Origin of the sequence: Mariprofundus erugo (genome assembly GCF_005818865.1) — a bacterium.
In the GTDB taxonomy this organism is placed as follows: Bacteria; Pseudomonadota; Zetaproteobacteria; order Mariprofundales; family Mariprofundaceae; genus Mariprofundus; species Mariprofundus erugo.
This window is the reverse complement of sequence record NZ_VBRY01000002.1, coordinates 99,315-125,089: the sequence shown is the minus strand read 5'-3', so window position 1 is coordinate 125,089 and position 25,775 is coordinate 99,315. Positions and strand designations below refer to the sequence as shown.

The 25,775-nt window shown below is 54.7% G+C and carries 24 protein-coding genes; 10 read left to right on the top strand and 14 right to left on the bottom strand.

Annotated elements, in window-relative coordinates; genetic code table 11:
• Positions 1-68 precede the first annotated feature (68 nt).
• The 7 genes from nagZ to FEF65_RS02530 all read right to left on the bottom strand — a co-directional run bounded on the left by nagZ (position 69) and on the right by FEF65_RS02530 (position 7,760).
• Complete coding sequence (gene nagZ, locus FEF65_RS02560; protein WP_138238226.1) at positions 69-956, bottom strand: beta-N-acetylhexosaminidase; 888 nt, start codon at positions 954-956, stop codon at positions 69-71.
• Positions 949-1,761: an ABC transporter permease gene (locus FEF65_RS02555; RefSeq protein ID WP_138238225.1), complete on the bottom strand. Its 813-nt coding sequence runs from the start codon at positions 1,759-1,761 to the stop codon at positions 949-951. Before FEF65_RS02555 ends, nagZ begins: the two co-directional genes overlap by 8 nt.
• A 17-nt stretch (positions 1,762-1,778) precedes the next feature.
• The gene (locus tag FEF65_RS02550) at positions 1,779-4,901 is read right to left on the bottom strand and encodes a YhdP family protein (RefSeq protein ID WP_238701126.1); all 3,123 of its coding nucleotides are present in this window, start codon (positions 4,899-4,901) and stop codon (positions 1,779-1,781) included.
• 39 nt (positions 4,902-4,940) lie between these two features.
• Complete coding sequence (locus FEF65_RS02545) at positions 4,941-5,555, bottom strand: MlaC/ttg2D family ABC transporter substrate-binding protein (RefSeq protein WP_138238223.1); 615 nt, start codon at positions 5,553-5,555, stop codon at positions 4,941-4,943.
• Between the two features lie 134 nt (positions 5,556-5,689).
• Positions 5,690-6,142: an outer membrane lipid asymmetry maintenance protein MlaD gene (gene mlaD, locus FEF65_RS02540; RefSeq protein WP_238701125.1), complete on the bottom strand. Its 453-nt coding sequence runs from the start codon at positions 6,140-6,142 to the stop codon at positions 5,690-5,692.
• Between the two features lie 11 nt (positions 6,143-6,153).
• Positions 6,154-6,954: an MlaE family ABC transporter permease gene (locus tag FEF65_RS02535; RefSeq protein WP_138238222.1), complete on the bottom strand. Its 801-nt coding sequence runs from the start codon at positions 6,952-6,954 to the stop codon at positions 6,154-6,156.
• Positions 6,951-7,760, bottom strand: a complete 810-nt coding sequence (locus FEF65_RS02530; protein WP_138238221.1) for an ABC transporter ATP-binding protein — start codon at positions 7,758-7,760, stop codon at positions 6,951-6,953. Before FEF65_RS02530 ends, FEF65_RS02535 begins: the two co-directional genes overlap by 4 nt.
• Positions 7,761-7,960: 200 nt before the next feature.
• On the opposite strand from FEF65_RS02530, the gene FEF65_RS02525 reads away from it, so the two are divergent.
• The gene (locus tag FEF65_RS02525; protein WP_138238220.1) at positions 7,961-8,881 is read left to right on the top strand and encodes a branched-chain amino acid transaminase; all 921 of its coding nucleotides are present in this window, start codon (positions 7,961-7,963) and stop codon (positions 8,879-8,881) included.
• Between the two features lie 59 nt (positions 8,882-8,940).
• On the opposite strand, the gene FEF65_RS02520 is transcribed toward FEF65_RS02525, so the two are convergent.
• Both FEF65_RS02520 and FEF65_RS02515 read right to left on the bottom strand, forming a co-directional pair.
• Positions 8,941-9,726 carry a DUF2145 domain-containing protein gene (locus FEF65_RS02520; protein ID WP_170304408.1) on the bottom strand — a complete coding sequence of 262 codons (786 nt, stop codon included), beginning with the start codon at positions 9,724-9,726 and terminating at the stop codon, positions 8,941-8,943.
• A gap of 3 nt (positions 9,727-9,729) precedes the next feature.
• Positions 9,730-10,071 carry a mechanosensitive ion channel protein MscS gene (locus FEF65_RS02515; RefSeq protein WP_138238219.1) on the bottom strand — a complete coding sequence of 114 codons (342 nt, stop codon included), beginning with the start codon at positions 10,069-10,071 and terminating at the stop codon, positions 9,730-9,732.
• A gap of 149 nt (positions 10,072-10,220) precedes the next feature.
• Between FEF65_RS02515 and FEF65_RS02510 the strand changes: the two genes are divergently transcribed.
• Positions 10,221-10,964, top strand: coding sequence for a helix-turn-helix domain-containing protein (locus tag FEF65_RS02510; RefSeq protein WP_138238218.1), 744 nt, complete (start codon positions 10,221-10,223; stop codon positions 10,962-10,964).
• 27 nt (positions 10,965-10,991) lie between these two features.
• Here FEF65_RS02510 and FEF65_RS02505 read toward each other — a convergent pair whose 3' ends face one another.
• Entirely contained in the window at positions 10,992-11,483 is a 492-nt protein-coding gene (locus tag FEF65_RS02505; protein WP_161595161.1) for a DUF992 domain-containing protein, read from the bottom strand.
• A gap of 450 nt (positions 11,484-11,933) precedes the next feature.
• Here FEF65_RS02505 and FEF65_RS02500 point away from each other — a divergent pair, with 450 nt between their 5' ends.
• From FEF65_RS02500 to gltX, 8 genes are all read left to right on the top strand, one after another.
• Positions 11,934-15,824 carry an RHS repeat-associated core domain-containing protein gene (locus tag FEF65_RS02500; protein ID WP_138238216.1) on the top strand — a complete coding sequence of 1,297 codons (3,891 nt, stop codon included), beginning with the start codon at positions 11,934-11,936 and terminating at the stop codon, positions 15,822-15,824.
• A gap of 3 nt (positions 15,825-15,827) precedes the next feature.
• The gene (locus FEF65_RS02495; protein WP_138238215.1) at positions 15,828-16,187 is read left to right on the top strand and encodes a hypothetical protein; all 360 of its coding nucleotides are present in this window, start codon (positions 15,828-15,830) and stop codon (positions 16,185-16,187) included.
• Positions 16,188-16,968: 781 nt separating this feature from the next.
• Positions 16,969-17,646 (top strand): hypothetical protein, encoded by a 678-nt coding sequence (locus FEF65_RS02490; protein WP_138238214.1) that lies wholly within the window; start codon positions 16,969-16,971, stop codon positions 17,644-17,646.
• Positions 17,643-17,930 carry a hypothetical protein gene (locus tag FEF65_RS02485; RefSeq protein WP_138238213.1) on the top strand — a complete coding sequence of 96 codons (288 nt, stop codon included), beginning with the start codon at positions 17,643-17,645 and terminating at the stop codon, positions 17,928-17,930. The genes FEF65_RS02490 and FEF65_RS02485 overlap by 4 nt, the downstream gene beginning before the upstream one ends.
• Before the next feature lie 352 nt (positions 17,931-18,282).
• Positions 18,283-18,594 carry an RHS repeat domain-containing protein gene (locus FEF65_RS02480; RefSeq protein ID WP_138238212.1) on the top strand — a complete coding sequence of 104 codons (312 nt, stop codon included), beginning with the start codon at positions 18,283-18,285 and terminating at the stop codon, positions 18,592-18,594.
• A 170-nt stretch (positions 18,595-18,764) separates the two neighbouring features.
• On the top strand, positions 18,765-19,550 hold the full coding sequence (locus FEF65_RS02475; RefSeq protein WP_138238211.1) for a methyltransferase domain-containing protein: 786 nt from the start codon (positions 18,765-18,767) through the stop codon (positions 19,548-19,550).
• A 134-nt stretch (positions 19,551-19,684) separates the two neighbouring features.
• Complete coding sequence (locus FEF65_RS02470; RefSeq protein WP_138238210.1) at positions 19,685-20,011, top strand: hypothetical protein; 327 nt, start codon at positions 19,685-19,687, stop codon at positions 20,009-20,011.
• 123 nt (positions 20,012-20,134) lie between these two features.
• Positions 20,135-21,523 carry a glutamate--tRNA ligase gene (gltX, locus tag FEF65_RS02465; protein WP_138238209.1) on the top strand — a complete coding sequence of 463 codons (1,389 nt, stop codon included), beginning with the start codon at positions 20,135-20,137 and terminating at the stop codon, positions 21,521-21,523.
• Between the two features lie 157 nt (positions 21,524-21,680).
• Here the strand turns inward: gltX and FEF65_RS02460 are convergent, their stop codons facing one another.
• From FEF65_RS02460 to FEF65_RS13520, 4 genes are all read right to left on the bottom strand, one after another.
• On the bottom strand, positions 21,681-22,718 hold the full coding sequence (locus FEF65_RS02460; RefSeq protein WP_138238208.1) for a methyltransferase domain-containing protein: 1,038 nt from the start codon (positions 22,716-22,718) through the stop codon (positions 21,681-21,683).
• A gap of 130 nt (positions 22,719-22,848) precedes the next feature.
• On the bottom strand, positions 22,849-23,085 hold the full coding sequence (locus tag FEF65_RS13710) for a GDCCVxC domain-containing (seleno)protein (RefSeq protein ID WP_138238207.1): 237 nt from the start codon (positions 23,083-23,085) through the stop codon (positions 22,849-22,851).
• Positions 23,086-23,132: 47 nt separating this feature from the next.
• Positions 23,133-25,286, bottom strand: coding sequence for an FAD-dependent oxidoreductase (locus FEF65_RS02450; protein WP_138238402.1), 2,154 nt, complete (start codon positions 25,284-25,286; stop codon positions 23,133-23,135).
• Between the two features lie 243 nt (positions 25,287-25,529).
• Positions 25,530-25,775 carry an anti-sigma factor family protein gene (locus FEF65_RS13520; protein WP_176582337.1) on the bottom strand — a complete coding sequence of 82 codons (246 nt, stop codon included), beginning with the start codon at positions 25,773-25,775 and terminating at the stop codon, positions 25,530-25,532.

Sequence of the window (25,775 nt, the reverse complement as noted above, 5' to 3'; positions counted from 1 at the left end):
TCATTCTTGCTCCCGGCCCGATGTGAGGGGGGCGGGATGCGTATTCAATCATATTATAATGCACTGGGCTATGCCTGCTGTGACTGATAGATCGCTCGCACACCTTCAGGCTGGCATACCAGCAACAGGTCACATCCTGCCCTGATTGCGGCGGTGGCCGCTGCCGGCACATCGTCTCCTACCCCTTTCATACAGAGGTCATCACTCCAGATCTGACCAAAAAAGCACATGCGTTCGCGCAATACGTGATGGACCCAGAAAGGGGAGGTGGTGGCAATCTGGCGATTGGCCGATGTATAAATGACATGGGCTGTCATGATGTGACGCAAGCCCTGTGCAATCAGGCGGGAGAATGATTCAGCCTCCTCCAGCACTGTCGCCAGTGGTGCATCAACTTCAGGTACAGCCACATGTGAATCGGCATTGGCACGGCCGTGGCCGGGGAAGTGTTTACCCACCCCTTCAATCCCTGCATCACGCAGGCCGTTCAGACAGGCGGCGGCCAGGGCTGTGACCTTGTCGACATGGTCGCCGTAAGCCCTTTGGCCGATGATATCGTGTCCATCGGGGTGAAACAGATCGAGCACCGGTGCGCAATTATGGGTGAAGCCAAGCTCTTTTAATGCCTCGCCGGTGCAGAAGTTATCCTGATAAACAGCCTGAATAGCTGTGCCGGCATTGCGATCGTACATGGCGCCGTATTCGGATGCATGGCGGCGCTGGTTAAAGGGGGCCCATGGCATCCGGTTGACGCGCCCTCCCTCCTCATCGATGGCTGCCCATGTCTCTTTACCGGTACAGGCGCGAACCTCCTGCAATAATGCCTTTACCTGTTCGGGGCTCTCAGTATTTCGGGCGAACAGAATGACACCCTGTGGCGGCCTCTGCTGCAGCCACTGGCGCTCCTGTGCGCTCAGTTCTGTTCCTTCGAGACCGATGATCAGCTGTTCATGCATGATGTTTCTCCATTCTTACATCCAGTTTGTCGCGCAGGGCATCGCCCCATAAATTGACGGCCATGACCAGTGAAAACAGGACGATGCCGGGCCAGACAACCATCATGGGGGCCACCAGCATCATTTGCGCACCCTCACGAATCATGGTTCCGAGCGATGCATTGGGTGGTTGTACACCCACACCAAGGAAAGATAGTCCCGCCTCGCCGATCATCACTGCGGCGATGCCGAAGCTTCCTTCAACCAGGAGCGGTGCAGCGATATTGGGAAGAAGGTGTCTGAATGCAATGTAGGGGGCACTGTGGCCGAGTGCGATGGCGGCTTCGATAAACGGGACGGATTTAAGTGAGAGGACCTGAGCCCTGGTCAGTCTGGCAAATCCGACCCAGCCGACTGCGACCAGCGCCATGACCAGGTTTTCCACCCCCGGTCCGAGCATCGCGGCCATGGCGATGGCCAGCAATATTCCGGGAAAGGAGAGTACGATATCCGCCAGGCGCATCAATATGGTATCCAGCCATCCGCCACTCCAGCCGGCCATAAGACCGAGTGAAATGCCGATCAGGGCACCTGCTGCGACCACGGCGACACTGACTGTGATGGAAAGGAGTAATCCTTCAGCCAGTCTGTCGAGCAGATCCCGTCCAAGCGGGTCGGTGCCCAGCAGGTGCTGCATGCTGTTTGCTGCCAACACGTGCTCAAGGTTGATGGCATGGCCATCCTGTCCGCTGATGCCGGCAGCGAGCAGGATCATCAGGGAGGGAAGCAGGCATACTCCGGTAAGGTACAAAGATGCTTTAGGCATCGGCTTGCGCGGCTGATTTATGGTTGCTGTAGAGGTTTGTCACTGCCGAACCAGTCATTGGGGATGGCCAGCATGCGCTCAATCAGGCCAGGGGAGGCCATGCCGGCCTGTTCCGGTTTGACCTCCTCCACTGTTGCATTGGTAAAGGGGCCGACCATATGGTACACCTTGCGCATCAGGCTGTGGGAGGCGCCCCCGATCAAATCCCTCAGTAGTGGAACCTTCGCCAGTACGGCATCCAGGTTCTGCAGCGGGCGGGCGACCAGATAAAGATCGATGCTGGCCTGATCAATATCCATAGCACCGTGGCCGATCAGATCGAAAGCGGTGGAGCGCATGGCGACATTGCGAATATGAATATCCTGATTCTGAATGATCGCCTCCATCTGCAGGCGATCATATTTAATGCCCGGTCCGCTCAGATCGTCACGTTTGCCGAGTAGCAGGGCAGGCAGTTTGCTCAGATTGATGACGGCCAGCAGTGTTGTCAGGGTGCCCCCTTCAAGGATGCGGCCATCATCGACACGCATACGCAGACGCCCGTCCAGCCCCTGCCACCACGGTTGCTCCTTCAGAATCAGTCCCTGTCCGGAAAACAGCAGGTGGCCTTTGCCGCCGAGGAAGCGCTCGGAGAGTCCGCCCAGTTTGATCAGGTGGCCGAAATCCCCCTCCAGCTCGGCAAAACCACTCCAGCGCATGCCGCCATCCGTTTCAGGCGAGAGTGTGGCGGACATCATCAGATGCTGCTTTTCCACAGCGGCAACAAATTTTCGCAGCTCAACGCGCCCCTGACCGGGCAGGGTGAAGCGGGCTTCGATATCCCTGATTTCAATTTGAGAGGTGTGAACGGTGGCCGCCTCGACCTTGCCGATGCTGCCCTGCTCCGATGAAAGATCGAGTTTAACACCGGTCATGGACGCCTCTTCCCAGTCAAAATGATCGATCAGCGCATGCAGAACCCAGCGCTTGTCAGTCATCTGCTCAGGGTGGTCGAGTGTGTTCGGCAGTGCATTTCTGTTCAGAAAGGTGGCATGCATATTCGCCTGCCATGGTTTGTCATCAAAAGGTACCACAATATCCAGAGAGCCGCTGAACGAGGCTGTATGCAGCTCTTTCAGCTGTGCTTTCATGCGCTGGCGGTTGATGCTTACCGATCCGCCATGGAGTTTGATCGCGTTGCCCTGACTTTGCAGCTGGCTGAGTTCAATCGAAGGGGTTTCACCTGACAGGTTCAGCTGCCCCTGATAGTTCAGGGAAAATGGTTCGCCCATCTTCTTTTCAGAACCCAGCAGGTGCTCCCAGCTGGCATCCTGCATATCGACGCTGCCTGACCACTGGCCGTTGTAGTGCAGTTCCGAACGGAGGCTGCCATCCACATTTGAAACAGGAACCTGAAAGCTTGTCAGCAGCGGGCCCATGGGTCCTTGCAGTTGTGCATCCAGTGTTTTTAGTTGCCACTGAGGCTTGTTGCTTTGCTCGCTATTGCTGTCGGTGCCTTCAGATGGAGCACGTTCAGTTGCAGGCGGCGGGCTCACAGCCTCCCGGGCCGGTGGTGTTGCCGATAGTGACAGCGATGCATTCAGGTATTTTCCTGCGATGTTGACGTCATGCAGTTCGATGCCGCTGCTTTTGTTCCACAGCATTTCGCCGCCGGTCAGTGTGAACTCCTGGTTATTCATTGAGACAAGCCAGGTTCCGGATGGCTTCAGCAGGGCATTTGCTTCTCTGGGCTCGGATTCGCTCGTATCCCACAAGAAGCTGAAGTTACCTTCCGCGCGTGAGCCATGCCACTGCCATCCGGCCGCAGCATCGGGTTGAAACCAGTGCAGCAAGCCCTCTACATCGGCATTCACGCGGCCGGATACCTGCAGCAACAGAGTGTCCCATGGAATGTACAGATCACCACTGGAGTGGCCGAGGGATCCGGGCAGTTCTGTGGTGATAATAGAGGCGTGCATGCCATCCTGGTCGAGGTCGACCTGGCCGCGGGTATGCGCCAGAGCATCTGTGCTGATGCCGAGCGCGATATCAGCATCCTCAATATCAGCATGTACGTGATAGCGCATGGCATCGATGGCTGAATCTGTTGGCCAGCCGGTGAACGGGTGCTCCCACTGCAGTGTCATTTGCGCACTCGCTTTATGGGCGTGGCCACTGTGCATCAGCGTTAGCCAGTGGCGCCACTCCTCATCGCCAGCGCCCTCCATCCAGCTCCAGATCAGCGGCATGGCAAGCTGGCTGGACTCTGCCTGCAGAGTTAGTTTGCCTTGTTTCCAGTTGCCGGTGGCCATAATGCTGTTATCACCCAGTGACCAGTGCAGGCGCCCGATTTCAATGCTGGCCGGCGCCATGGCATCGGCTTCTGTTGTGATGATGTTAAGCCCGGCTTCCAGATGGTTCAGCGGGTAGTGATAGCCATCTGCCGGTATGATGACGGTTGTTGCAGATGATGCCATGGCCAGCTCTGTTTGCCAGCTGCGCGGCCCGGTTCGTTGCAATGTGATGGTGCCTTCAGGTGCCCCCCCCTGTATCCGCTCACGCAGTTCGGCTGGCAGCCAGTCGAGCTGGTTGCAATGCAATTCGAGTCTGTGTGGCAGGCCATCACGATCAAGCTGCCCGCTGAGCTTCACGGATGGCGCGAAGAGATCGAGGCTGCGGGTGCTGCCGTTCATGGTTAACTGAACGTGCGGGATGCTGCCTCGCCACTGGCCGCTGCTCCAGGCCAGCTCTACATTATCAAGTACCAGCAGTGATGCAGGCAATGCGGTGGCAGTGTTGGTATAGACCAGATCGAGGCGACCGCCACTGAGGCGGATGCTGTCGGGGGAAACTTCTCCGGATAGAAGATCGGTGAGCGCGACCCTGATGGCAGCATGGCCATTGTGATAGGCGAGGGTTTCATCCCGGCTGGTAAAATCGAGATGTTCCGCCTGTATCCATAGTGATCCGGCCCAGTACCATGAAAGTTGGCCCAGTTGCAGCTCTTTCAGATCGAGCTGCTGCTGGAGAAAGTGCTCGATATCCGGACGGATACTATTCAGCCCCGGTGCCTGCCAGTAGAGCCAGCCGGCAAACATGCTCAAAATCAGCGTAACCAAAAGGAATACGCGCCGGCATGATGCCAGCGCGCGTTTCATCATCTCAGCAGTGCCAGACAAACCCTGAGTTCCGGAATGGGGTTATCCCTTTGCCTTGGCCTTCAGGTCGGCGATTTTCGTCTCGAGAGACTTGACCAGGTCGGTGTAACTGCCGGTGTCCAGTTGCGACTGGAAATCCTGGTAAAAGGTGCGGACCATGCTGGTGCCCTCAATGCGAATATCGTAAACCTGCCAGCCGGTCTCTGTCTGGTGCAGTCGATACTCAACCGGTGTCTCGCGGGTGCCATCAATGACCTTTGATTTTACGCGGGCGTTTTCACCCTTGATTTCAGCATCGTCAAACTCGACCTTCTGGCCCTTGTAGTCGCTCAGGCGATTGCCGTAAGAGTACTCGAGCAGGTCGCGGAAAATGCCGGTAAAACGGGTGCGTTCGCCTGCATCAAGATCTTTCCATGGCTTGCCCAGACTACGGCTGGCCATCGCCTCATAGTCAAAGCGGCCTTCAATAGCATGACGGATTGCCTCCCGATCCTCGGGGGAAATAACTGTTTTATCCGTGCGAGCTTCGAGGACGTGAATGATGTTGTTTACGGTGCCCTCAATGACGGTGCGAGGGCCTTCTTCAGCGGAGGCCATGGCTGGCAGGGCGCAGGCAAGAGCCATCAGCAGTGCAAAAGTGATTCGAATCATTTTCATATCGTTAAAACTCCTGAGGTGAGGATTTGCTGTTACCTTGTGGCTGTATGATGGCACGGATTGCAGTTGCCGGATATCGTATTTTTCGCAACAGGGCGTGTAAAAATTAATCCTGCCAGTTATTTTTTACGTATCTATTTGCCGCTGCCGTTGAAGATATATTTGCTGATCAGGTCCTCGATGTTGATCGCGGATTCTGTTTCCTCAATTTCACTGCCCGGTTTCAGATAGGTATCCGACGGCCCCTGGGTGATGCGCACATAGCGATCACCGATAATGCCCTTGGTGCGGATGGAGGCAAATGCATCCTCGGTTATTCTTACATCATCATGGATGCGCAGGACCATCGTTGCCTGATCATTTTTTGCCAGTGTGACGGAATCAATGCGTCCGATGATGACGCCGGCCATCATGATGTCGCCACCCTTGCGAATGCCGCCGACATCATCGAAGTTTGCGACCAGCGTATAGCCCGATTCGCCCAGGCCTCCGACCTGACCGATTTTAAGGGCCAGCCAGGCAATGGCGATCAGTCCGAGGAAGACAAATACCCCCACGCTCATTTCGACACGTCTGTATGCTTGCATTGATAAACTCCTTACAGGAAAAACGAGGTCAGAATGTAGTCAACAATCAGTACGCCGACGGATGCGATGACCACCGCCTGGGTGGTAGCTCTGGCGACGCCTTCGGTCGTAGGTTCCGAGCGATAGCCCATGTAGGTGCAGATCGCGCCAATCATAAAGCCGAAGACAACAGCCTTGACCCAGCCGCCGTACAGATCATGCATGGTCACTTTGGCGATCAGCTCGGCGATATAGGCTCCGGGGTTAACCCCCAGCAGCTCCACACCAACGATATAGCCTGAGCCGATGCCGATGACATCGAAGATGGAAACGAGCAGAGGTACGGCCAGTGTGGTGGCGACGATGCGGGGCAGCAGAATACGCTGCATCGGATTGACTGCCATCATTTCCAGAGCATCGGTCTGCTCGGTTACACGCATGATGCCGATTTCAGCCGTGATGCTGGAGCCGGCGCGGCCGATGATCATGAACGCCCCGAGTACGGGGCCCAGCTCGCGAATAATCGACATGCCGACGCCGGCTCCGAGCAGTGACTCCGAACCGAACTTGGCCAGTGTATAGTATCCCTGCAGTGCCAGTACCATGCCGGTAAAAGCACCGGTGATGACGATAATGATCAGCGATCCGACGCCCAGCGCAGAAAGCTGCAGGATAAAATGCTTGCCCTGCCATGGGCGGGCCACAATGAGCGCCAGCGCCTGAAAACAGAGCATGGTCGCATCGCCGATCTGTTCGACCCCGCGCAGTGCCTGTCGCCCCAGTTTGCCGAAGAAGACGGCCGGAGCCGATTGCTTGATAAAAAGATCGCTCATGATTCCAGCCGTATGGTGCCTGGTTTGTGGGTCAGGTCATCGATATATGAAGTAGTGCTGCGTGAAAACGGGATCGGCCCGTCAGGGCGCCCCTGCAGGAACTGCTGTACGCGGGCGTCATCGCTCTCCCTGATCGCATCAGGCGGTCCTTCGGCAATAATGCTGCCCTGCCAGAGCAGGATGACATGGTCGGCAATGGCGAGGCCTGCTGCGACATCATGGGTCACAACCACCGATGTCATCCGGTTCTTGCGCGAGGTCTCCTGGATCAGTGTGCTGATAACGCCAGCCGAAATAGGGTCGAGGCCCGATGTCGGCTCATCAAAAAACACGATTTTCGGGTCCATCGCCATGGCGCGGGCAAATGCGACGCGCTTGGCCATGCCTCCTGAAAGCTCGGATGGCATCAATTTCTCAAAGCCGCGCAAGCCGACCTGCTCAAGCTTCATGGCGACCATGGTGGCGATGACCTCTTCGGCCAGTTCGGTATGTTCATGCAGCGGAAACGCGACATTGTTATAGACGTTCAGGGAGTTTAGCAGGGCAGAGTACTGGAACAGCATGCCCATGCTTTCACGCAGCTCATACAGCCGTTTGACCGGCATGGTGCACAGGTCTTCATCGCCGTACCAGACGTGGCCGGAGGTCGGTTTTTCAAGTCCGGCAAGCAGTCGCAGCAGCGTTGTTTTGCCTGAGCCTGAGCCACCCATAATGGCGGTAATTTTGCCTGTCCCGATACTGATGTCAGTCGGGTTAAGGGCGGTTACATCACCGAAACGTTTGCAAAGGGCTTCTCCGCGAATCATGGCGGCAGACTATCACGGCAAAATTCCAATGCACGCACAGAGGATATGGCGCGTGTGGCGGTCAGACGCTACATTTGGGACCATTTTCAGCCGGCGAATGCACTCTCGCCTGCTGTCAGGCCCCGGATAGTGCCGATGTGCCATGATCCGGCTGGTCGGGAACGGGATAATTTGAAGGTACAACCTCAGGAGCAGAACAGATGAACTTTGCAGATCGTGACGGATTGATTTGGTTCGATGGCGAAATGGTGGATTGGCGCGATGCCAAGGTACATGTACTCACGCACACATTGCATTATGGTATGGGCGTGTTTGAAGGAGTCCGCGCCTATCATGCTGATGCCGGCACCGCGATTTTCCGTCTGCAGGCGCACACTGATCGTCTCTTCCGTTCGGCAAAGATCATGAATATGCCGATGCCATTCTCAAAAGAGGAGATCAATGCAGCACAGCTTGCGGCTGTGAAGCAGAACAACCTTGATTCCGCCTACATTCGACCGATGTGCTTTTATGGTTCCGAGGGCATGGGACTGCGTGCTGATAACCTCAAGACCCATGTGATCGTGGCCGCCTGGAGCTGGGGTGCCTATCTTGGCAAGGAGGCACTGGAGAAGGGGATCCGCATTCGTACCTCTTCGTTTACACGCCATCATGTCAATATCGCCATGTGCAAGGCCAAGGCGAACGGCAACTATATCAATTCGATGCTGGCACTTTCCGATGCGCTGCGCGATGGCTATGACGAGGCACTGTTCCTTGATAGCGAAGGATTTGTGGCCGAAGGCAGCGGAGAGAACTTCTTTATGGTTTATGATGGCGTCATCTATACGCCGGAGCTTACCAGCGCGCTTGATGGTATTACCCGCGCTACGGTGATTCAGCTGGCTCGCGAGGCCGGTTACGAGGTGCGCGAGAAGCGTATTACCCGTGATGAGGTCTATGTTGCTGACGAGGCATTCTTTACCGGCACGGCAGCAGAGGTGACTCCGATTCGTGAGCTGGACGGGCGTACGATCGGTAGCGGTTCACGCGGGCCTGTCACAGAGGTTCTGCAGAAGAAATACTTTGATGTTGTGCATGGCCGCAGTGCCGAGCATGACGGCTGGCTCAGCTACGTTTGATCGAGCCGTATCGCTGCTGATTTGAAACAGGGCCTGCACATGTTGCAGGCCCTGTTTTTTTATGGTGTGACCAGCAGCTCTTCCTGTACCAGATCATATTGTTTCAGATAGCCGGCAATGGTGGTGTATGATGCCGTGCGAATGCCATGGCTCTGGTCGCCGGTTTTCAGATCCGGCATGGTGATGCTTCCAAGCAACAGCTTGAGCGGGGAGACATGGACCTCCTGTGCCTTGAAATAGGCGCGATTGTTGGCCTTGATCACCCGGGTATCCGCTGTGTTGTAGATGGCGGCCTGTATGATATCGAGGGTGAACTCGGTGCAGTTCTGATAGCGGTTGTTGTATGGGTTGGCGACCACTGAATAAGCCGGATTATGCAGCTTTTTGTAGGTATCGGATGCAATCACATCCAGCAGCCGCTTCTGCAGCTCGGGGCGGGGAATCACGATGCCACTTTTAAGCTCGAAGACACTGGCGAAAAAATCGACCGGGTAGTCCTGGACGAGTCTGCTGCGATCAGCCTGTTTATCGTCCTGATAGAGGTTATAAATGGCATAGCCGGCAATGTCACGGCCATCGTCGGTTTTGATTGTCGAATAGACGCCGAAAGCGACATGGGTGTAGTGAAATCCCTCCGGCATCTCCGAGGCCGGTCTGCCGGCTCTGGCCAGAATAAATACCCGTGCGCCGCGTGCAGCAACCGTTTTTTCAACCTTTTTGGCAAATGAAACAATCTGTTCGGCAGAAAACTGAGGCTCGCCACCGGCCATGCTACCGGCTTCGGCTTTGCCATTCAGGACGAAGAGCAGTATCAGCGCAAGAGCTGTATATATGTATGGTTTCATCTTCTACTCCTGCCTTTGCGGGCCGTAGATGGCCTGTGTCGGGGTAGGGCCTGCGGTAATGGCTTCATCGGATACCTGCAGGGGTTTGCCGAAGTCGTTATCGGCCTCGTGCATCAGTGCGTTGCCGCTGGCAGCGCTGACCGCCCCGACCGAGCCTGCGATGAGAAGCGGTACAGCGATGACACCGGCAGACAGTTTTGCACCGGCAATAACGGTATGGCCTGATGCCTGTACAGAGTGATTGAATGCCTGTGCGGAGTGTTGAATGCTGCCCTGTGCCAGCGCCTGCCCGCTCATGGTGAGCAGTGTCAGTGTGACTCCAATGGTTGTGATGAATGTTTTCATGGTCTCCTCCTGTGACGAAGGTTTTATGCCTTCGCGGTAGTCAGTATGGATGAGGGTGAAATAAACGGAAAATATATTGTGATATGTATCACAATAGTATATGGTGGGTATAATATATTTATACTTTCTTTGTGGTTTGAGGGGGGCATATGGATAACACCAGAGCGGCGCTGGAAACACTCAAGCGGGCATTAAAGCTGAACAGTGTGACCTATGCTGATGTCGCAGTTCATCTGGGGATGAGTGAGGCCAGCGTGAAGAAAATGTTTTCGACCGGGCACTTTACGCTCAGGCGCATCGATATGATCTGTGACATGATTGGCATGGACTTCATTGACCTTGTTCGTTTATTCGATCAGCAGCGTCATCGCATATCCAGCCTGACGATTGAGCAGGAGAAGGAACTGGTGGCAGATAAACGGCTGTTTCTTGTGGCGGTCTGTGCCCGTAACCATTGGTGTTTCGATGAAATTCTTGCTGCGTTCACATTTACGCGGGCCGAACTTTTTCGCTATCTGGCGCGCCTTGAAGAGTTGAAGTTGCTGGAGCTTCACCCCAACAATCGCATCAAACTGCGTGTTGCGGAGGATTTCCGCTGGTTGCCGCGCGGGCCGATAGAGGTCTATTTTATGCGCCATCTTCTCGGCGAGTTTCTTGATGCCGAGTTTGATCAGGACAAAGAGATGCGACTCTATCTGCATGGTCAGTTGACGACGGCCGGTCGGGAGACGCTGCTGCGGCGGTTACATGGGCTGGCCCATGAGTTTGCCGAGCTGCGCAAAGAGGGGGAGACGGTCAGTATCCGGGAGAGGCATAATGTCGGCCTGTTTCTGGCACTGCGCGATTGGGAACCGCTGATTTTTTCGCGTCAGAGGAAGCAGGATACGATATGATAGCCGGGCAGTTTTTTGAACCTCTGGTCAGTGCGGGTCATTCTCAAGATAGAGGTAGGTGAAGCCGAGTGTCACGCCGGCACCGCTGCTGTCGGCGTTAATCGGTTGCAGGGTGATGCTGCCATCCTGTTTTTCAATCGGGGCGGTGCCACCGGCTGACAGGCCGAATGTGGCTGTGCCGCCGGCGCCGGAGTAGGTGCCCGCCAGTTGCGGGTCGGCATGCGGATCAACGCGGCGGGCAAGCACGGCATAGGCGACCTCAGAACCTCTGTTCACGGCGATATCAAGCCCGAAGCCGATGCCTGTTTCGCCCTTGTAATAGATATGGCGGTCGCTCTTTTCCGGCGTAAATTCACAACGGATATAACGGGTGGAGCGAATGAGAAGGCTGATGCCGGTGGCTGGCTGGAGCTTGCAGCTGAGCAGGCCGATCTGCTCAGCCGGCTGCTGTTGATCCGCAGCATGTGCCGGGCTTGCGATAAATAACAGGATAACAGATGCAATCACACATTTGTGCATGACTTCCTCCTGTGAACCTTTTGGCGAGCTTATGCAGTGTAGCAAAGATGCCTCCTGCATGACAGTGGTGTGCCCGTATCAGTAAGCAAAGGCAAAAGCGCGACAAAGTGGCAGCAAGCCGACTGGACGGCCAGGGGCCGCCCGCAGGGCGAGGGTATGATGCCCGAGTCATTTTTCAGTTGCTTACAAATCAAGCACTTGCGCGCCCGATTTGACTCGCCGCATCCTGCCGCTCCCTGGCGGCGGCAAAGCCGTCCCCGATATTTTTGTCCTGCGGATTCCCTCATGCGAGCCATTCACTACAGCGGCTGCATTCGCAGCCTGTTTCTGTAGTGAATCACTCTGTTCGGCCAATCTATAAGGGGGAATCAAGCGGCATCAGCTCATCTTTACCGGCACTGGCTCCCGGACTTCCGCGATGAACCGAATGTTTGCATCAGGTATCAACAGATGCCCGATGGGGTCCCGATATGCGATCTTAGGGGTCAGGACTCGTTTTGCGCATCCCCTTCGGCTAATCGATGCACGATACGAGTCCTGACCCCGAGGCCCTGGACCGTCAGCCGTGTGGCGACCAGTGGTACGAGTGTGGAGACGCGATCCTCATCCTATGCCTATAGCGGAGGCCTATATGTGGCGAGCAAGCAGGAGTTCCGTGGTTTTGCCCATGTGATCCAGACCGATGAGCAGACCGGCATTGCGACAACGACCGGATATGCTCAAGACATTGTTTTTCAGGGCAGACCTACGGTTGTAACCACCTCACTTGGTAGCAGAATGCTGTCACAAATCTCGACTGCGTGGGCCGCCAAATCATACAACGGCGGCACCCGTAATTTCGCATATGCGGCCTCAACCAGTTCCAGTCGCTGGGACCTGAACGGAACCCTGCTTGGCAGTGAAACAACCACCTCCTCGTATGATGATTTCGGTCATTTGCTGGCAAGCAGCGCAACGACAACCGATGGTTACAGCAAAAGCGTTCAGAATATCTATAGCGATACAGATATTTGTACGCCGGTTGATCCTGCATGCTGGAAGATTCGTCGCCTGTTAAAAGCGACCGTAACCAGTTCGTCTCCGACGGACAGCCAAACCCGCACCAGCAGTTTCGATTACTTCAGCAATGGGCTGTTACAGTTTGAGCGGATTGAGCCAGACAATGCGGCACTGAGTCAGATAACCGAATATGCTTATGACAGTTTTGGAAATCGCACAAAAACGATTGTCAGCGGAGCAGGCATAACGCCGCATGTGACGACGGTCACCTACGACTTGAATGGCCAGTATCCTGTCTCAACCACCAATGCACTCGGGCACAAGGAAACCTATACATGGGATGTCCGCTTCGGCGTAAAAAGTAGTCTGACGGGACCAAACGGGCTGACAACCCGCTGGTATTATGACGGGTTTGGCCGAAATACTTATGAGTATCGTGCCGATGGTACGATTTCATCGATTTACTATTACGACAGAACGACCAATCCCGGCTGGTATTGGGGTTCGGTTATTTTTAAATCATCAAGTGGCAAGAGCCCACAATACCTATATTCGGATGCTTATGGGCGTGAGCTATACAACTATTATGACAAGGATTTGGCGGGTAACTGGCTGATCAGGGTCAAAAAGTACGATGGCAAGGGGCAATTATCCCTGCAAACGGACACCTATCAGGACGGTATGGCAAGTATCATGTGGACCAGCTACAGCTTCGATGCATTGGGGCGCCCCGTGACCGTCACCGACCCTGCTGGAAACACTACGCGCACCTCTTACAATGGACTGACTACGACTGTGACCAATGCGCAGGGGCAAACGACCACAACGGTAAAAAACAGCCAGGGTAAGGTTGTCAGCGTCACCGATGCGGCCAGCGGCAGGATGACCTACAGTTATGATGCTTTTGGTAATCTTACTGAGACGAAGGACGCGGCAGGCCATGTGACAACGATGAGCTACGATATTCGTGGTCGCAAGATTGGTATGGTCGATCCGGATATGGGCCGCTGGAGCTACGATTACGATACGCTTGGTCATCTGATTTTGCAGGTGGATGCGAAGGGCCAGTCTGCCGCCATGGTTTATGATGCTCTGGGACGCATGACCTCCCGTACGGAAAGCGAGGGAACCAGCAGCTGGGTTTATGATACGCAGTGGATCGGTGCGCTGAGCAGTGAGAGCGGCGGTATGGCGTCCAGGTCGTATGTGTATGACCGCTTCGGTCGGGTTACGGCAAGCAATACGACGATCAATGGCCAGTTTTATAGTGTATCAACCGGCTACGACAGTTTTGGCCGGGTCGATACCATCACCTATCCGACCGGCTTCACGGTGAAGCAAAACTACAGCCCGTTCTTTCATATGACATCGGTGACCGATGCGGCGACCGGTGCGATGATCTGGCAGGCGAACAGCTCGAATGAGTTCGGCCACCTGACCTCGGAATCCTTCGGTAACGGTGTTACGACCACCCACACCTATGATGCCGTGCGCGGTGTGTTGACCGGGCAGCAGTCGAGTGTGAACGGGAGCACGATCCAGAACTGGTCCTATGACTATGACGCTATCGGTAACATGCTGTTCCGCACCGATGGCGTGATGAACTATACGGAGAGGTTCGAGTACGACAGCCTTAATCGCCTGCTCAATGTGCGCGATGCAGTCGGTGTGCTGCAGAAGACTTATCAATACGATGCCATTGGCAATATCACCAGCAAATCCGATGTGGGCGCTTATGTCTACGATCCGTATCACCCGCATGCGGTGCAAACGGCCGGTGCGTCCAGTTACAGCTACGATGCCAACGGCAATATGCTGGCGGGAGCCGGTCGGACCTACAGCTGGACCAGCTTCAACAAACCGCTGGGGATCAGTACAGCGAACGGATATACCGGCTATGGCTACGATGCCGGGCACAACCGTATCAGCCAGACGACACCCACGAGTGAGACACATTACATCGGCAAGCTGTTTGAGCGTACGGTGATGAATGGCATCCGCAAGGATGTGGCGCATGTCTATGCCGGCAGCAAGCTGGTGGCCTCGATCGAGGATGTGAACGGCATGGTCAGCACGAAATATATGCATGGCGATCATCTGGGCAGCATCAGCGTGATCACCGATGCGATGGGAGCCGTAATCGAGCGCTTGCGCTTTGATGTCTTCGGTCTGCCGGTCGATCCGGTCACAGGAGTGGCCAAAGCCATGGGCGCAACCAACACCACGCGCGGCTTCACCGGCCACGAGATGGATGCCTCCACCGGCCTGATCAACATGAATGCAAGACTCTACGATCCGATCCTCGGCCGCTTCATCTCGGCGGATACCGTGGTTCCGGGGGCAGGCAATATGCAGGCGTTTAATCGCTACAGCTATGTGCTCAATAATCCGCTGGCATATACCGATCCATCGGGGCACTGGAGCCTGGGAAATTTGTGGAAGGCGGTAAAACCGTTCGCAATGATTGCAGCAGCATTTGCCTTTCAGCAATATTATCTTATCGGATACTTGGAAATGGGATCAATTGCTGCAGGAGCAATTACTGGTGGCCTAATGGGGGCGCTAAGCGGTGGTGGTTTACAAGGTGCACTAATTGGTGCAGTTGGCGGCGCATATTTTGGTTCCTTACACGGTGCAAACTTCGGGGATGGATTTGGAGCAATGCTCGGCAAGGGGGTTGCGCATGCTTTTGGCGGGGGGCTAATGTCAGCCATGGGCGGCGGAGACATGGCCTCAGGCATGATAGGAGGGTTCGTCAATGGTGCTTTCGCAGGTACTATTGACGGATTCGGCGGAACTGGCGATGTTCAAGGCGACATATTTGTTAGAGTTGCTGCTGCTGGCGTACTCGGCGGAGTTGCAGCAAGTGCGTCCGGCGGGAAGTTCGTGGATGGATTCCAAGGCGCTGCTTTTGCGAGGTTGCTGAATGATGAGGCAAGGTTATTAAAGAGCCCTACTGGTATGGGCGTTAGAGGGGATGATAAATGGGGTAATGGGGGATATGGAGCACCGCGCGGAAACAGAACTCATGATGGTATTGATTTTATTTCTGAAGCGGGGCAAAACGTTGTCGCGCCAATCGAGGGTACAATTGTACGGCGTTCGTATCCTTATCAAGGAACCAAAGCTTATGATGGGATAGTGATTCGTGCCTCTAATGGTGTAGAGGCTACTATTTGGTATGTAGATGTTGCTGACGCAATGATTGGTAAGTCAATTGAGGCCGGTGCCTATATTGGTATTGCTCAAGATCTTAACCCACGGTATCCAGGAATCACCAACCATGTCCATATAAAATTACATGATTCTAATGGAAGCTCGTTGAATCCAATGAGGTACTAGTGAATGAAGAAATTTTGGGTTTTACTTATGCTATTCTCTTTTATGCAGCTGACCGCTTGCGCCAATCCCTCAAAAGAAATTGAAGCGTTTTATACATGGGGCGAAGGCGTGAACTCTGTTTACGTATGTAGTGAAGCTAAGGAATACTGGGTGGATGCACCGGAACCAGTGCTAAAACAATTAGAGGCTGAATATCTTCATCGGACAAAATCTCCTTATGAGCACATTTTCATTATTTTTCTTGGAGGCGTCAAAAATGAAAAACTGGATGGATTTGCGTTAAATTATGATGGGTTGATGAGGGTGAATAAAGTTATTCAATTTGGAGGAAATATTCCAGCCGCCTGCCAAAAAAACATGTAGGCGCAAAGATAAAGGGGACGTTACCCTTTATCTTTGCCCTTCCACTTTATCCGATCCGCCATTCAAGGCCTGGCCCTGCCTCTCGGGACTTGAACCTGCTAGATTGATTGCCGATGACTAACCCGGTCAGGCATGACAAATGGGTATTTGAATTGGGTTTGAAGTCGCCTTGAATCTTTTTCCCATAAGGATCTGTTCAGAAGTCGGTTGCAGGTAGCCGGGAGTGGTGCAACGGTAGGGATTCCGAAGCGGAAGCAGTTGTTGAGGCATCTGCCGCTTTCAGAGATTGTCAGCGGTGCCAGGCTTCGGTATTTAGTCAGCGGTGCCACAGCGGTGCCACAGCGGTGCCAGGCTTCGGTATTGTTGTTATTGACTCTTAATTCAACGGTGAGTCGCATCATTAAATCCGCCGATGAAAATGCGCGAAACAAGTCCTGACCCCTTCCTGTAAAAAGTAGCCTGACGGGACCAAACGGGCTGACAACCCGCTGGTATTATGACGGGTTCGGCCGAAACACCTATGAGTATCGCGCTGATGGTACGATATCATCGACCTGTTATAATGATCTAACGACCAATCCGGGGTGGTATTGGCCCTATCTTGTCAGTAAGTCATCAAGCAGATCTTAGGGGTCAGGACTCGTTTTGCGCATCCCCTTCGGCTAATCGATGCACGATACGAGTCCTGACCCCGAGGCCTTGCATGCTAGCGGGATCGATTGCAGGGTTTATCAATACGGGGAGTATTGAAGGTGCGGTCCTGGGTGGAATAAGCGGGGCTATGTTTGCCGGTGCTGGAGGGATAGGCGATCAATTCGGTACATTTGCAGGTGTAATGGCCAATGGCGTGGCTGGCGGAACGATGAATTATGTTCAGGGCGGCAATTTTGGAACAGGCTTTTTCACTGCGGGCATTGCAAAGTTTTCGGGAAGTATCGGTGGAGGCAAGTTTGGAGTTGAAGGGGATACATTTGGCCATATGTTTGCCCGAGTTGCGATTGCAGGAGCAATAGCCGGTGTTGCATCCAATATGACAGGCGGATCTTTCTGGAGTGGATTCCAGACAGGAGCTTTCCAGAGGTTGTTCAATGATGAATTCCATGGGAATGGGTATTTTGCATCTCATGCAGAAGCTAATGCTTATGCGATGAGGAAAGCGATGGGGTATGATCTGCCAAAAACAACAGCTGCGCAAAAACTAGAAGTAGCAGGCGGAGTTTTTGCCATTTTATCTTGGCCACTTGCCGTTGTGGCAAGGATTTCTGTAGCAATGGACTTTTTATCTGGTGCTACTGCCACGGCCCATTATTACGTAACCAATGATCCCTCAAAAGTGGCGACTTTTTTACTTGGAAAAGCAGGAGGATATCAGGCCAGTATAATGGCCGGCCATATAGTCGGCACACGCACGGCCATTATTACTGATCAAATAGCAGGCCTACCGGATCCTGATAAATGAATGGCAACATCAAAATATTAGTCTTGATTATTGGGGTAATGCTATTGTTGTCACTCTTGGCAAAAAGGGATGTAGATCTTTTCTATTGGGCTAGTTCTGGTTTTCTATTTTTCTGTATTTTGGTTATTAAGGGATACTTGAGAGGAGAGGAATTCTATGCAGGTTATGCTGGACATTTAAGCCCATCCAAAAGTAATCGAAAAATTCGCCTGCTCTCATTTGTATTGAATGTAATTTTGTTGATGGGTGTTGTTATTGTTTTATTGGTTCGTTTCTTTTTATAAGGTCAGGGTTGAGTCCCAATAGTGCTGTAAATTCAGGATGGGTGGGTGGCCACCTGCTTTCCGTTAGTTTTGGTGTTGCGAGACATCAAAAACCAAGGAGAGAAAGCAGATGGCCGATTACGAGATTAGCCTGAGTAGTGATCAGGTGAAAGGACTTTTAGAAAAAGGGGTCAGGACTCGTTTCGCGCATTGTTGATGTTAGCGTGCTCTCTTGGCCAGACCGTTGCGGATAGAATTTGAGGTCATAGCCGGGTCAGGCATGACAAATCATAACCGGGTCAGGCATGACAAATGGGTATTTGAATTGGGTTTGAAGTCGCCTTGAATTTTTTTCCCATAAGGGATCGGTGCGTTGAGCAGCGAGCGCGGCGGTATGGCGTCCAGGTCGTATGTGTATGAGTGCTTCGGTCGGGTTGCGGCAAGCAATACGACGATCAGTGGCCAGTTTTATAGTGTATCGACCGGCTACGACAGTTTGGGCCGGGTCGATACCATCACCTATCCGACCGGCCTCACGGTGAAGCAAAACTACAGCCCGTTCTTTCATATGACATCGGTGACCGATGCGGCGACCGGTGCGATGATCTGGCAGGCGAACAGCTCGAATGAGTTCGGCCATCTAACAGCGGTGCCAGGCTTCGGTATTGTTGTTATTGACTCTTAATTCAACGGTGAGTCGCATCATTAAATCCACCGATGAAAATGCGCGAAACAAGTCCTGCCCCCTATACGCAAAGATGCCTCCTGCATGACAGTGGTGTGCCCGTATCAGTCCAGGCATGGCTGATGCAGTATGCGCGCTGAAGTGGGCAGTGATCTTTTTCCGGTGGTGAGATGATTCGTTCTGATCGCAATTTTGATGATTTATATGAGCGCTTTGTGCGTAATATTTATGGCAGTGCCAAAGGCGAGCTGCGTATGGCCGTCATCTGGCAGCATTTGCTCGATACCCTGCCGGAGCTTACCGCAGGCAAGCCATTACGCATTCTTGATGCCGGTTGCGGATTGGGGCAAATGGGGCTGAAGCTGGCAGAGCTTGGTCATGAGCTGGTGCTTGCCGATCTGTCCGCAACCATGGTGCGGCAGGCGCAGGCCACCTTTGCAGAGGCGTTACCTTCGGCATCGGTCACCTTTATTCACGGGCCCGTGCAGATGCTGAATGTCAGGGAGCATGGCCAGTTTGATCTGGTGTTGTTTCATGCGGTGCTGGAGTGGCTGGCCGAGCCGAAACAGACACTGCAACAGCTGTTGCAGCTGATCACTCCTCGCGGAGGGCTTTCACTGATGTTCTACAATCGCGATGCGCTGATATTCCGCAACCTGATCCGGGGTAACTGGCGCAAGGCCGAGAGTGAACATCAGGGCGGCGAGGGGAGCGGGCTGACCCCATATCATCCGCATTCACTTGCTGACGTTCAGGCGTGGCTGGCCGACTGGCATTTTGACCTGCTGGGCAGGGCCGGCGTTCGTGTGATTCACGACTATATGGAGCCGAGGGTGCATGGCATGCGAACAAGCGAAGAGATGGTTCGCATCGAGCTTAAATATGCCAGGCAGGAACCATTTCTATATATGGGGCGGTACCTGCACCTGATTGCCAGAAAAGGTGTGGCCGGATGATGAACGCCGTTGCCACTTTCTGTACAGGGGGCTTTTCTCCCGCAGTGTCGTGACGTCTGCATATTGCAATGTATGGCTGGCAGGCTGAGGCTTGCCTGTATTCAACGTGCGCTATGTGTGGCAGGAGAGATACCATGATTCATTCCATTGTTTACAATCTTCCGGTCGGGGTTCTCCCTTATGTGGAAACCGTGTTGCTGATTGTGCTCGCTATTGCGGTGCTGATGATGTTGCTCTGTTTCTTTCGCCTGAACCGCTGGATTGCCGGTGTGATTCTGTTGACACTGGCCACCGGTCTCTGGGTGACGATTCCTGCCATGACGGATGAAATTTCGGTTCGGCAGGCGACAGAGCGTATGCAGCAGACGTCTGTGCATGCGGTTACATCACCCGCCACCCCGGCAGCAGCGACCGATACGCCCCAGGCTCCGGCCGCAGCAACGACTGCGCCGGCTCATTAACCGCCGTTTGTGCCGCTGTGGCGGCGAAAATCGAGGCATGTTTGCTGCTGATCGAGATTCGTGAATTGTACCGTAATGCAGGCTATCCTGCGCCGCCCTGTTTATAAGATTGAGGAGAGTTTGATGACCGTACGTACCCGTTTTGCTCCATCACCAACCGGCATGCTGCATATTGGCGGTGCCCGCACCGCACTGTTTTCATGGCTGTATGCGCGCCATCATGGTGGTCAGTTTGTACTTCGTATTGAGGATACTGACCGGGAACGCTCTACCGATGAAGCAACTCAGGTGATTCTGGACGGATTGAAATGGCTCGGGCTGGACTGGGATGGTGAGCCGGTGTTTCAGGCGGCCCGTCAGGCCGAGCATGTGCTTGCTGTAGAACAGCTGCTGGAAGAGGGCCATGCCTATCGTTGTTATTGCAGCAAGGAAGAGCTTGATGAAATGCGCGAGGCGCAGAGGGCTGCAGGCGAAAAACCGATGTATGATGGCCGTTGCCGTCACCGTTCTGATCGCCCGGCAGATGCCCCCTTTGTGGTGCGTTTTCGCTCGCCTGATGAGGGCGAAACCGTTGTCCATGATCTGGTGCTGGGCGATGTCAGCTTTCCGAATGCCGAGCTGGATGATCTGATCCTTTTGCGCAGTGACGGGACGCCAACCTATAACCTGGCTGTGGTCGCCGATGATGCTGCCATGGCGATTACCCATGTGGTCCGCGGTTCCGATCACCTCAATAATACGCCGCGTCAGATTCAGCTCTATCAGGCGCTGGGGCTGCCGATTCCGCAGTTTGCTCATATCCCGCTGATTCACGGGCCGGATGGTGCCAAAATGTCCAAGCGGCATGGTTCCGTGGCCATTACCGAGTACCGTGAACAGGGCTATCTGCCAGAGGCTGTAAATAACTATCTGGCCCGACTCGGCTGGTCACATGGCGATGAAGAGGTCTTCTCGCGTGAGCAGATGATCGAGCTGTTTGAACTGGAGCAGGTCGGTAAGGCGGCTGCCCGTTTTGATCAGCAGAAACTCGACTGGCTCAATGCTCACTGGTTGAGAGAGGCGGATGCTGCAGCCATTGTCGATGAAGTGGCTCGCTTGCTGGCGGTGGATACGGCTGCGGGGCCTGATCTGGCCGCTGTGATTCCTGCGCTGCAGGAGCGTTCAAAGAATCTGGTCGAGCTGGCCGAAGGCGCTCGCTTTTTCTATGTTGCTCCGACCTCCTATCAGGAACAGGCGGTTAAAAAGAACTTCCGGGATAGCAGCTGGCCACTGCTGGAAAGCTTTATCAGCGCCATTGAAGCGATGGAGGATTATTCGGGAGCCGCAGTGCATGCGCAGATCCAGAGCATCTGTGAGGCAGAAGGGGTGAATATGGGCAAGCTTGCCCAGCCGGTTCGCATCCTTGTTTCCGGTGGCCCTGTTTCGCCGCCGATTGATTTGACGCTGGATCTGCTTGGCAAGGACGAGACCCTTGCCCGCTTGCGTGCAGGCATCGCTGCGCTGAAGGGCTGATCACAGAGGCGTAAGCCGGCCGGAGTTAAGATCTGAATCCCTCCGGCCGGTTTGATGGTTCTTAAGGAATCGCTGATCTGTCAGTGCTTCCGTGCGGGCCATGGACGGCTTTTCCGTCGCCCGGTGAGCTGCAGGATGGCAATAAATCAGCATCTCCTTAACAGCAGGATGATGAGGCGGTGGCCTTGTCGGTATCAAATGGCAGGCCGCCACCACAGCCTTCAAACAGGCCATAGTGGCGGTCGAAATTGCCGATGAAGTCGAAATGGCCGGCAAAGCGGCTCTCGTTCAGCATGCGCCATGTATTGCCGCACACGGGAAATGCGCGGCCGGTTTCGATATCGTGATGTTTGTCGAGCATCAGGCTTAGCGGATGTTCAGGAATGCTGCCCTTGTAGATGACTGCCTGACCGAAGTCCTCACAGTCACTTTCAAGGTCCGCGATGTTGAACAGTCGATAGGTGGCCGAGAAAAAGCGCAGGCTGCCAACACGGGAGGCAAGTTCCGGATCGGTAATTTCCAGCGGGCGATCCTCGACCAGTCGCGGGTCGGTAAAGCCGTTCGCTTTGGCCAGCCGTAAAAAATCATTCCAGTAAAGGGCTCCGCCCAGACACTCACCATACAGTACGGGGTCGTTATGGACCGCTTCCGGCACACGGCGGTCGGCATAGACATCGGAGAAATAGAATTCCCCGCCCTCTTTTAACAGCCGCTGCACGCCACGCAATACGGCAGCCTTGTCCGGTGACAGGTTGACGACGCAGTTGGAGACAATCACATCGAAGCTGCCGGGCTCAAGATCCAGCTCATCCAGTTTCTCGATATAGCCGTGCAAAAAACGGACATTGTCATAGCCGAAGCGTTCGGCATGGTAGGCGCGGTGTTGCTCGGCAATGGCCAGCTGCTCATCGGTCATATCCACCCCGACTACCAGCCCGTCAGGGCCGACCAGTTGAGATAATGCATAGACATCCCTGCCCGAGCCGGAGCCCAGATCCAGTATGCGACACCCCTCGAGCAATGGCGGGCAGACCAGACCGCAGCCGTAGTAGCGCGATAACACTTCCGGGTGAATATTGGCCAGCAACGGTTTCAGCCAGGCCGGTACAGCGCTGGCATCGCAGCAGGCATTGGTTTTCAGATCGGCCGAGCTGCCAAGCTCCTTGCCGTAATAATCCTTCACTACGTGATGCATATGTTTCCTCGTGTTCATGACAGTGGTGTGTTGTGATAAATCGATCACGGTGCTCAAGCAATGTAACGATTCTGCATCGCTTGAACAGTATGGGGTATGCAGACCGGCCCCGTGCAAGCGGTGTGTCTTTTTATGACGCGCTGCTGTGACCGGATTGGCAACAGCCGTGATGTTGCTGAACAGGCGGGCACGGGATGTCGCCAAAAGAGCAGAATACGCAACAATCACCGGGCTTTGGTCTGAGCAGAAGGTGGCATGATTCACACTCATAAAACCATTGGCACGCATCGGTGGGCATTGTCTCCTGTTTACTGTGTCCGCATGCGGGGCAGGTGATGGTCGACAGGGTTATGACGTGATGGGACACAGGGAGTCTCCTTATGACGATCCGGGGACTGAATCAGGCATCAGTCGTTAACCCCGGCGCCAGGCGTGGTAGCGAGCCAGCCAGCGCAGCAATTTCTGTGGTGCATGAGCCCGCTTCCATTCGCCGGCCGCATATTTGCCGGCTTCAGACCAGGTGGGGTAGGTGTGGATGGTGGCAAGGATGCGGTTCAGGCCAAGGTTGTGCTTCATGGCCAGTACGAATTCGGCCAGCAGCTCACCGGCATGTTCGCCGACGATGGTAACGCCGAGGATGCGATCCTTGCCGGGGACTGTAAGTATCTTCACAAAGCCACAGGCGGCACCATCGGTGATGGCCCGATCCAGATCAGCAAGATCATAGCGGGTGACCTCGCAAGCGATCCCCTTCTCTTTCGCCTCCTGCTCGTTCAGGCCGACGCGCGCCACCTCCGGATCAATGAATGTGCTCCACGGAATCACCCGGTCATCGACTTTGAAACGCTTAAGGTGGCCGAACAGCGCATTGACGGTCGCATACCAGGCCTGATGGGCGGCGGTGTGGGTGAATTGCCATGGACCGGCGACATCGCCGGCGGCATAGATATGCGGATAGAGCGTTTCCAGATATGCGTTGGTGCTGATCGTGCGCCCGCTTTTGATGCCCAGCTCCTCCAGACCGTAGCCTTCAAGGCGTGCCGTCCGCCCGACGGCGCAGAGCAGCTGGTCAAATTCAATCCTTTTCTCCTCTCCGGACTGCGCGATGACGATATACTTTCGCCCTTCGCTGATTTCGCACCGTAGCGCCTTGTGATTCGTGAACAGGCGGACGCCATCTGCAATCAGTGCGCGGGCGGCCAGTGCGGAGACCTCTTCATCTTCACGGATCATGATGCGGGGCGCCATTTCGATCATTGTAACGCCGGAGCCCAGGCGGGCCATACACTGGGCCAGTTCGCAGCCGATCGGGCCGCCACCGAGCACAACCAGCCGTTTTGGCGGCTGATCCAGTTTGGCCAATGCATCCCACAGCGTATCGCTGGTCAGATAGCCGACTGCATCGATGCCCGGCAGCGGCGGGACAAACGGGCGGGCGCCGGTGGCAATCACGATGCTGCGTGTGGTCAGCCGCTGTACCTCGCCGTTGTCATGGGTGACGGTCACAGTCCACGGATCCATGATGCGGGCATAGCCCTGCAAGACCTCAACGCCAAGGGCGGTATAGCGCTCGATGCTGTCGTGCGGGGCCACCTGACTGATGACCGCATGCACCCGCGCCATCACCTGTTTAAATGAGAAGGCGGGCTCGCTGTTGGTCAGTCCGAAGCGATCGGCATGGCGTATCTGATGCGCCAGCTTTGCACTGCGGATCAGCGCTTTGCTAGGTACGCAGCCACCATTGAGGCAGTCACCGCCCATTTTTCCGGCCTCAATCAGGGTGACTTTTGCCTTTACCGCCGCTGCGATATAGGCGGAGACCAGCCCGCCGGCACCGGCGCCGATGACGATCAGGTTGCGATCAAAGCGGGCCGGTTTCTGCCAGCGCGCATAGATACGTCGTTGTTGCATGATGGCGACCACCCTCCTGGCCAGCCATGGCAATAGTCCCAGCATGGCAAATGCGAGCAGCAGCGAGGGCGACAGGATGTCTGACAGATGCTCCAGCTGTGCCAGCTCGGTGCCTGCATTCACATATACGATGGTGCCGGCCAGCATGCCGATCTGACTGACCCCGTAAAAGGTGGTGGCGCGAATGGTGGTCAGCCCCATCAGCAGGTTAATCAGGAAGAAGGGAAAGAGCGGGATCAGGCGCAGCGTAAACAGATAAAAGGCACCATCCCGGGCAATGCCCTCGTTGATCGTCTGCAGGCGTTCGCCATCGAATTTCGTTTGCACCGTATCCCGCAGCAGGTAGCGCGCGACCAGAAATGCGAGCAGCGCACCGATGCTTGAGGCAAATGAGACGATGATGGTACCGGTAACCAGTCCGAACAGCGCTCCGGCGAGCAGTGTCATGATGGTCGCACCGGGCAGGGAGAGCGCAACGACCACGATATAGCCCATGAAAAACAGACACGCGGCGGTGAGCGGGGCTGATGCCCGCCAGGCTTCAATCCCGGCCAGTCGTTCCCGGACGCTATCGAGGGTCAGCAGTTGCTGCAGGTCGAAGTAAAAAAACAGCCCGACAAGCAGTGCGAGCGACAGGGCGAGTACGCTTCTTTTCATGAGCGAGGCCGTGGTACTTTGTGCTTGCCTGATGGCATCTGTGCTGAAGCCCATGGTTCAATCCTCAATGACAATCACCTGACAGCGTTTCATCAGCCATCTTGTCGGGGGGAGTCTTGTGGTTTGTGCCGTATATCATCGACAGGAGGCTCCATCTTTACGGTTGTCATATGCATGTAGTCGCAGAGAGGTCGCGGTTCTTACATATGATGTGACCGGTTCGGCACAGCTGCGGGCATCGGGTCACTTGTTTTCCAGGATGGATTGAATGTTTTTTCTGAGCTGCTCCCGATCATCAGCAGAAAGTGTCACTGCGGCGGTGTCGTCCGGCTTTTTCACTGTCGATGCAAGCAGGTGAATGTTTTGTTCAAAATTTCTGCACATGGCGCAAATGGCGAGGTGCAGCTTCAGATTGAGCCACTCATACCATGTCAGTTTGCGATCAAGCGCATCGGAAGCAATGCGGCTGGCCTGTTTGCATGTATACAT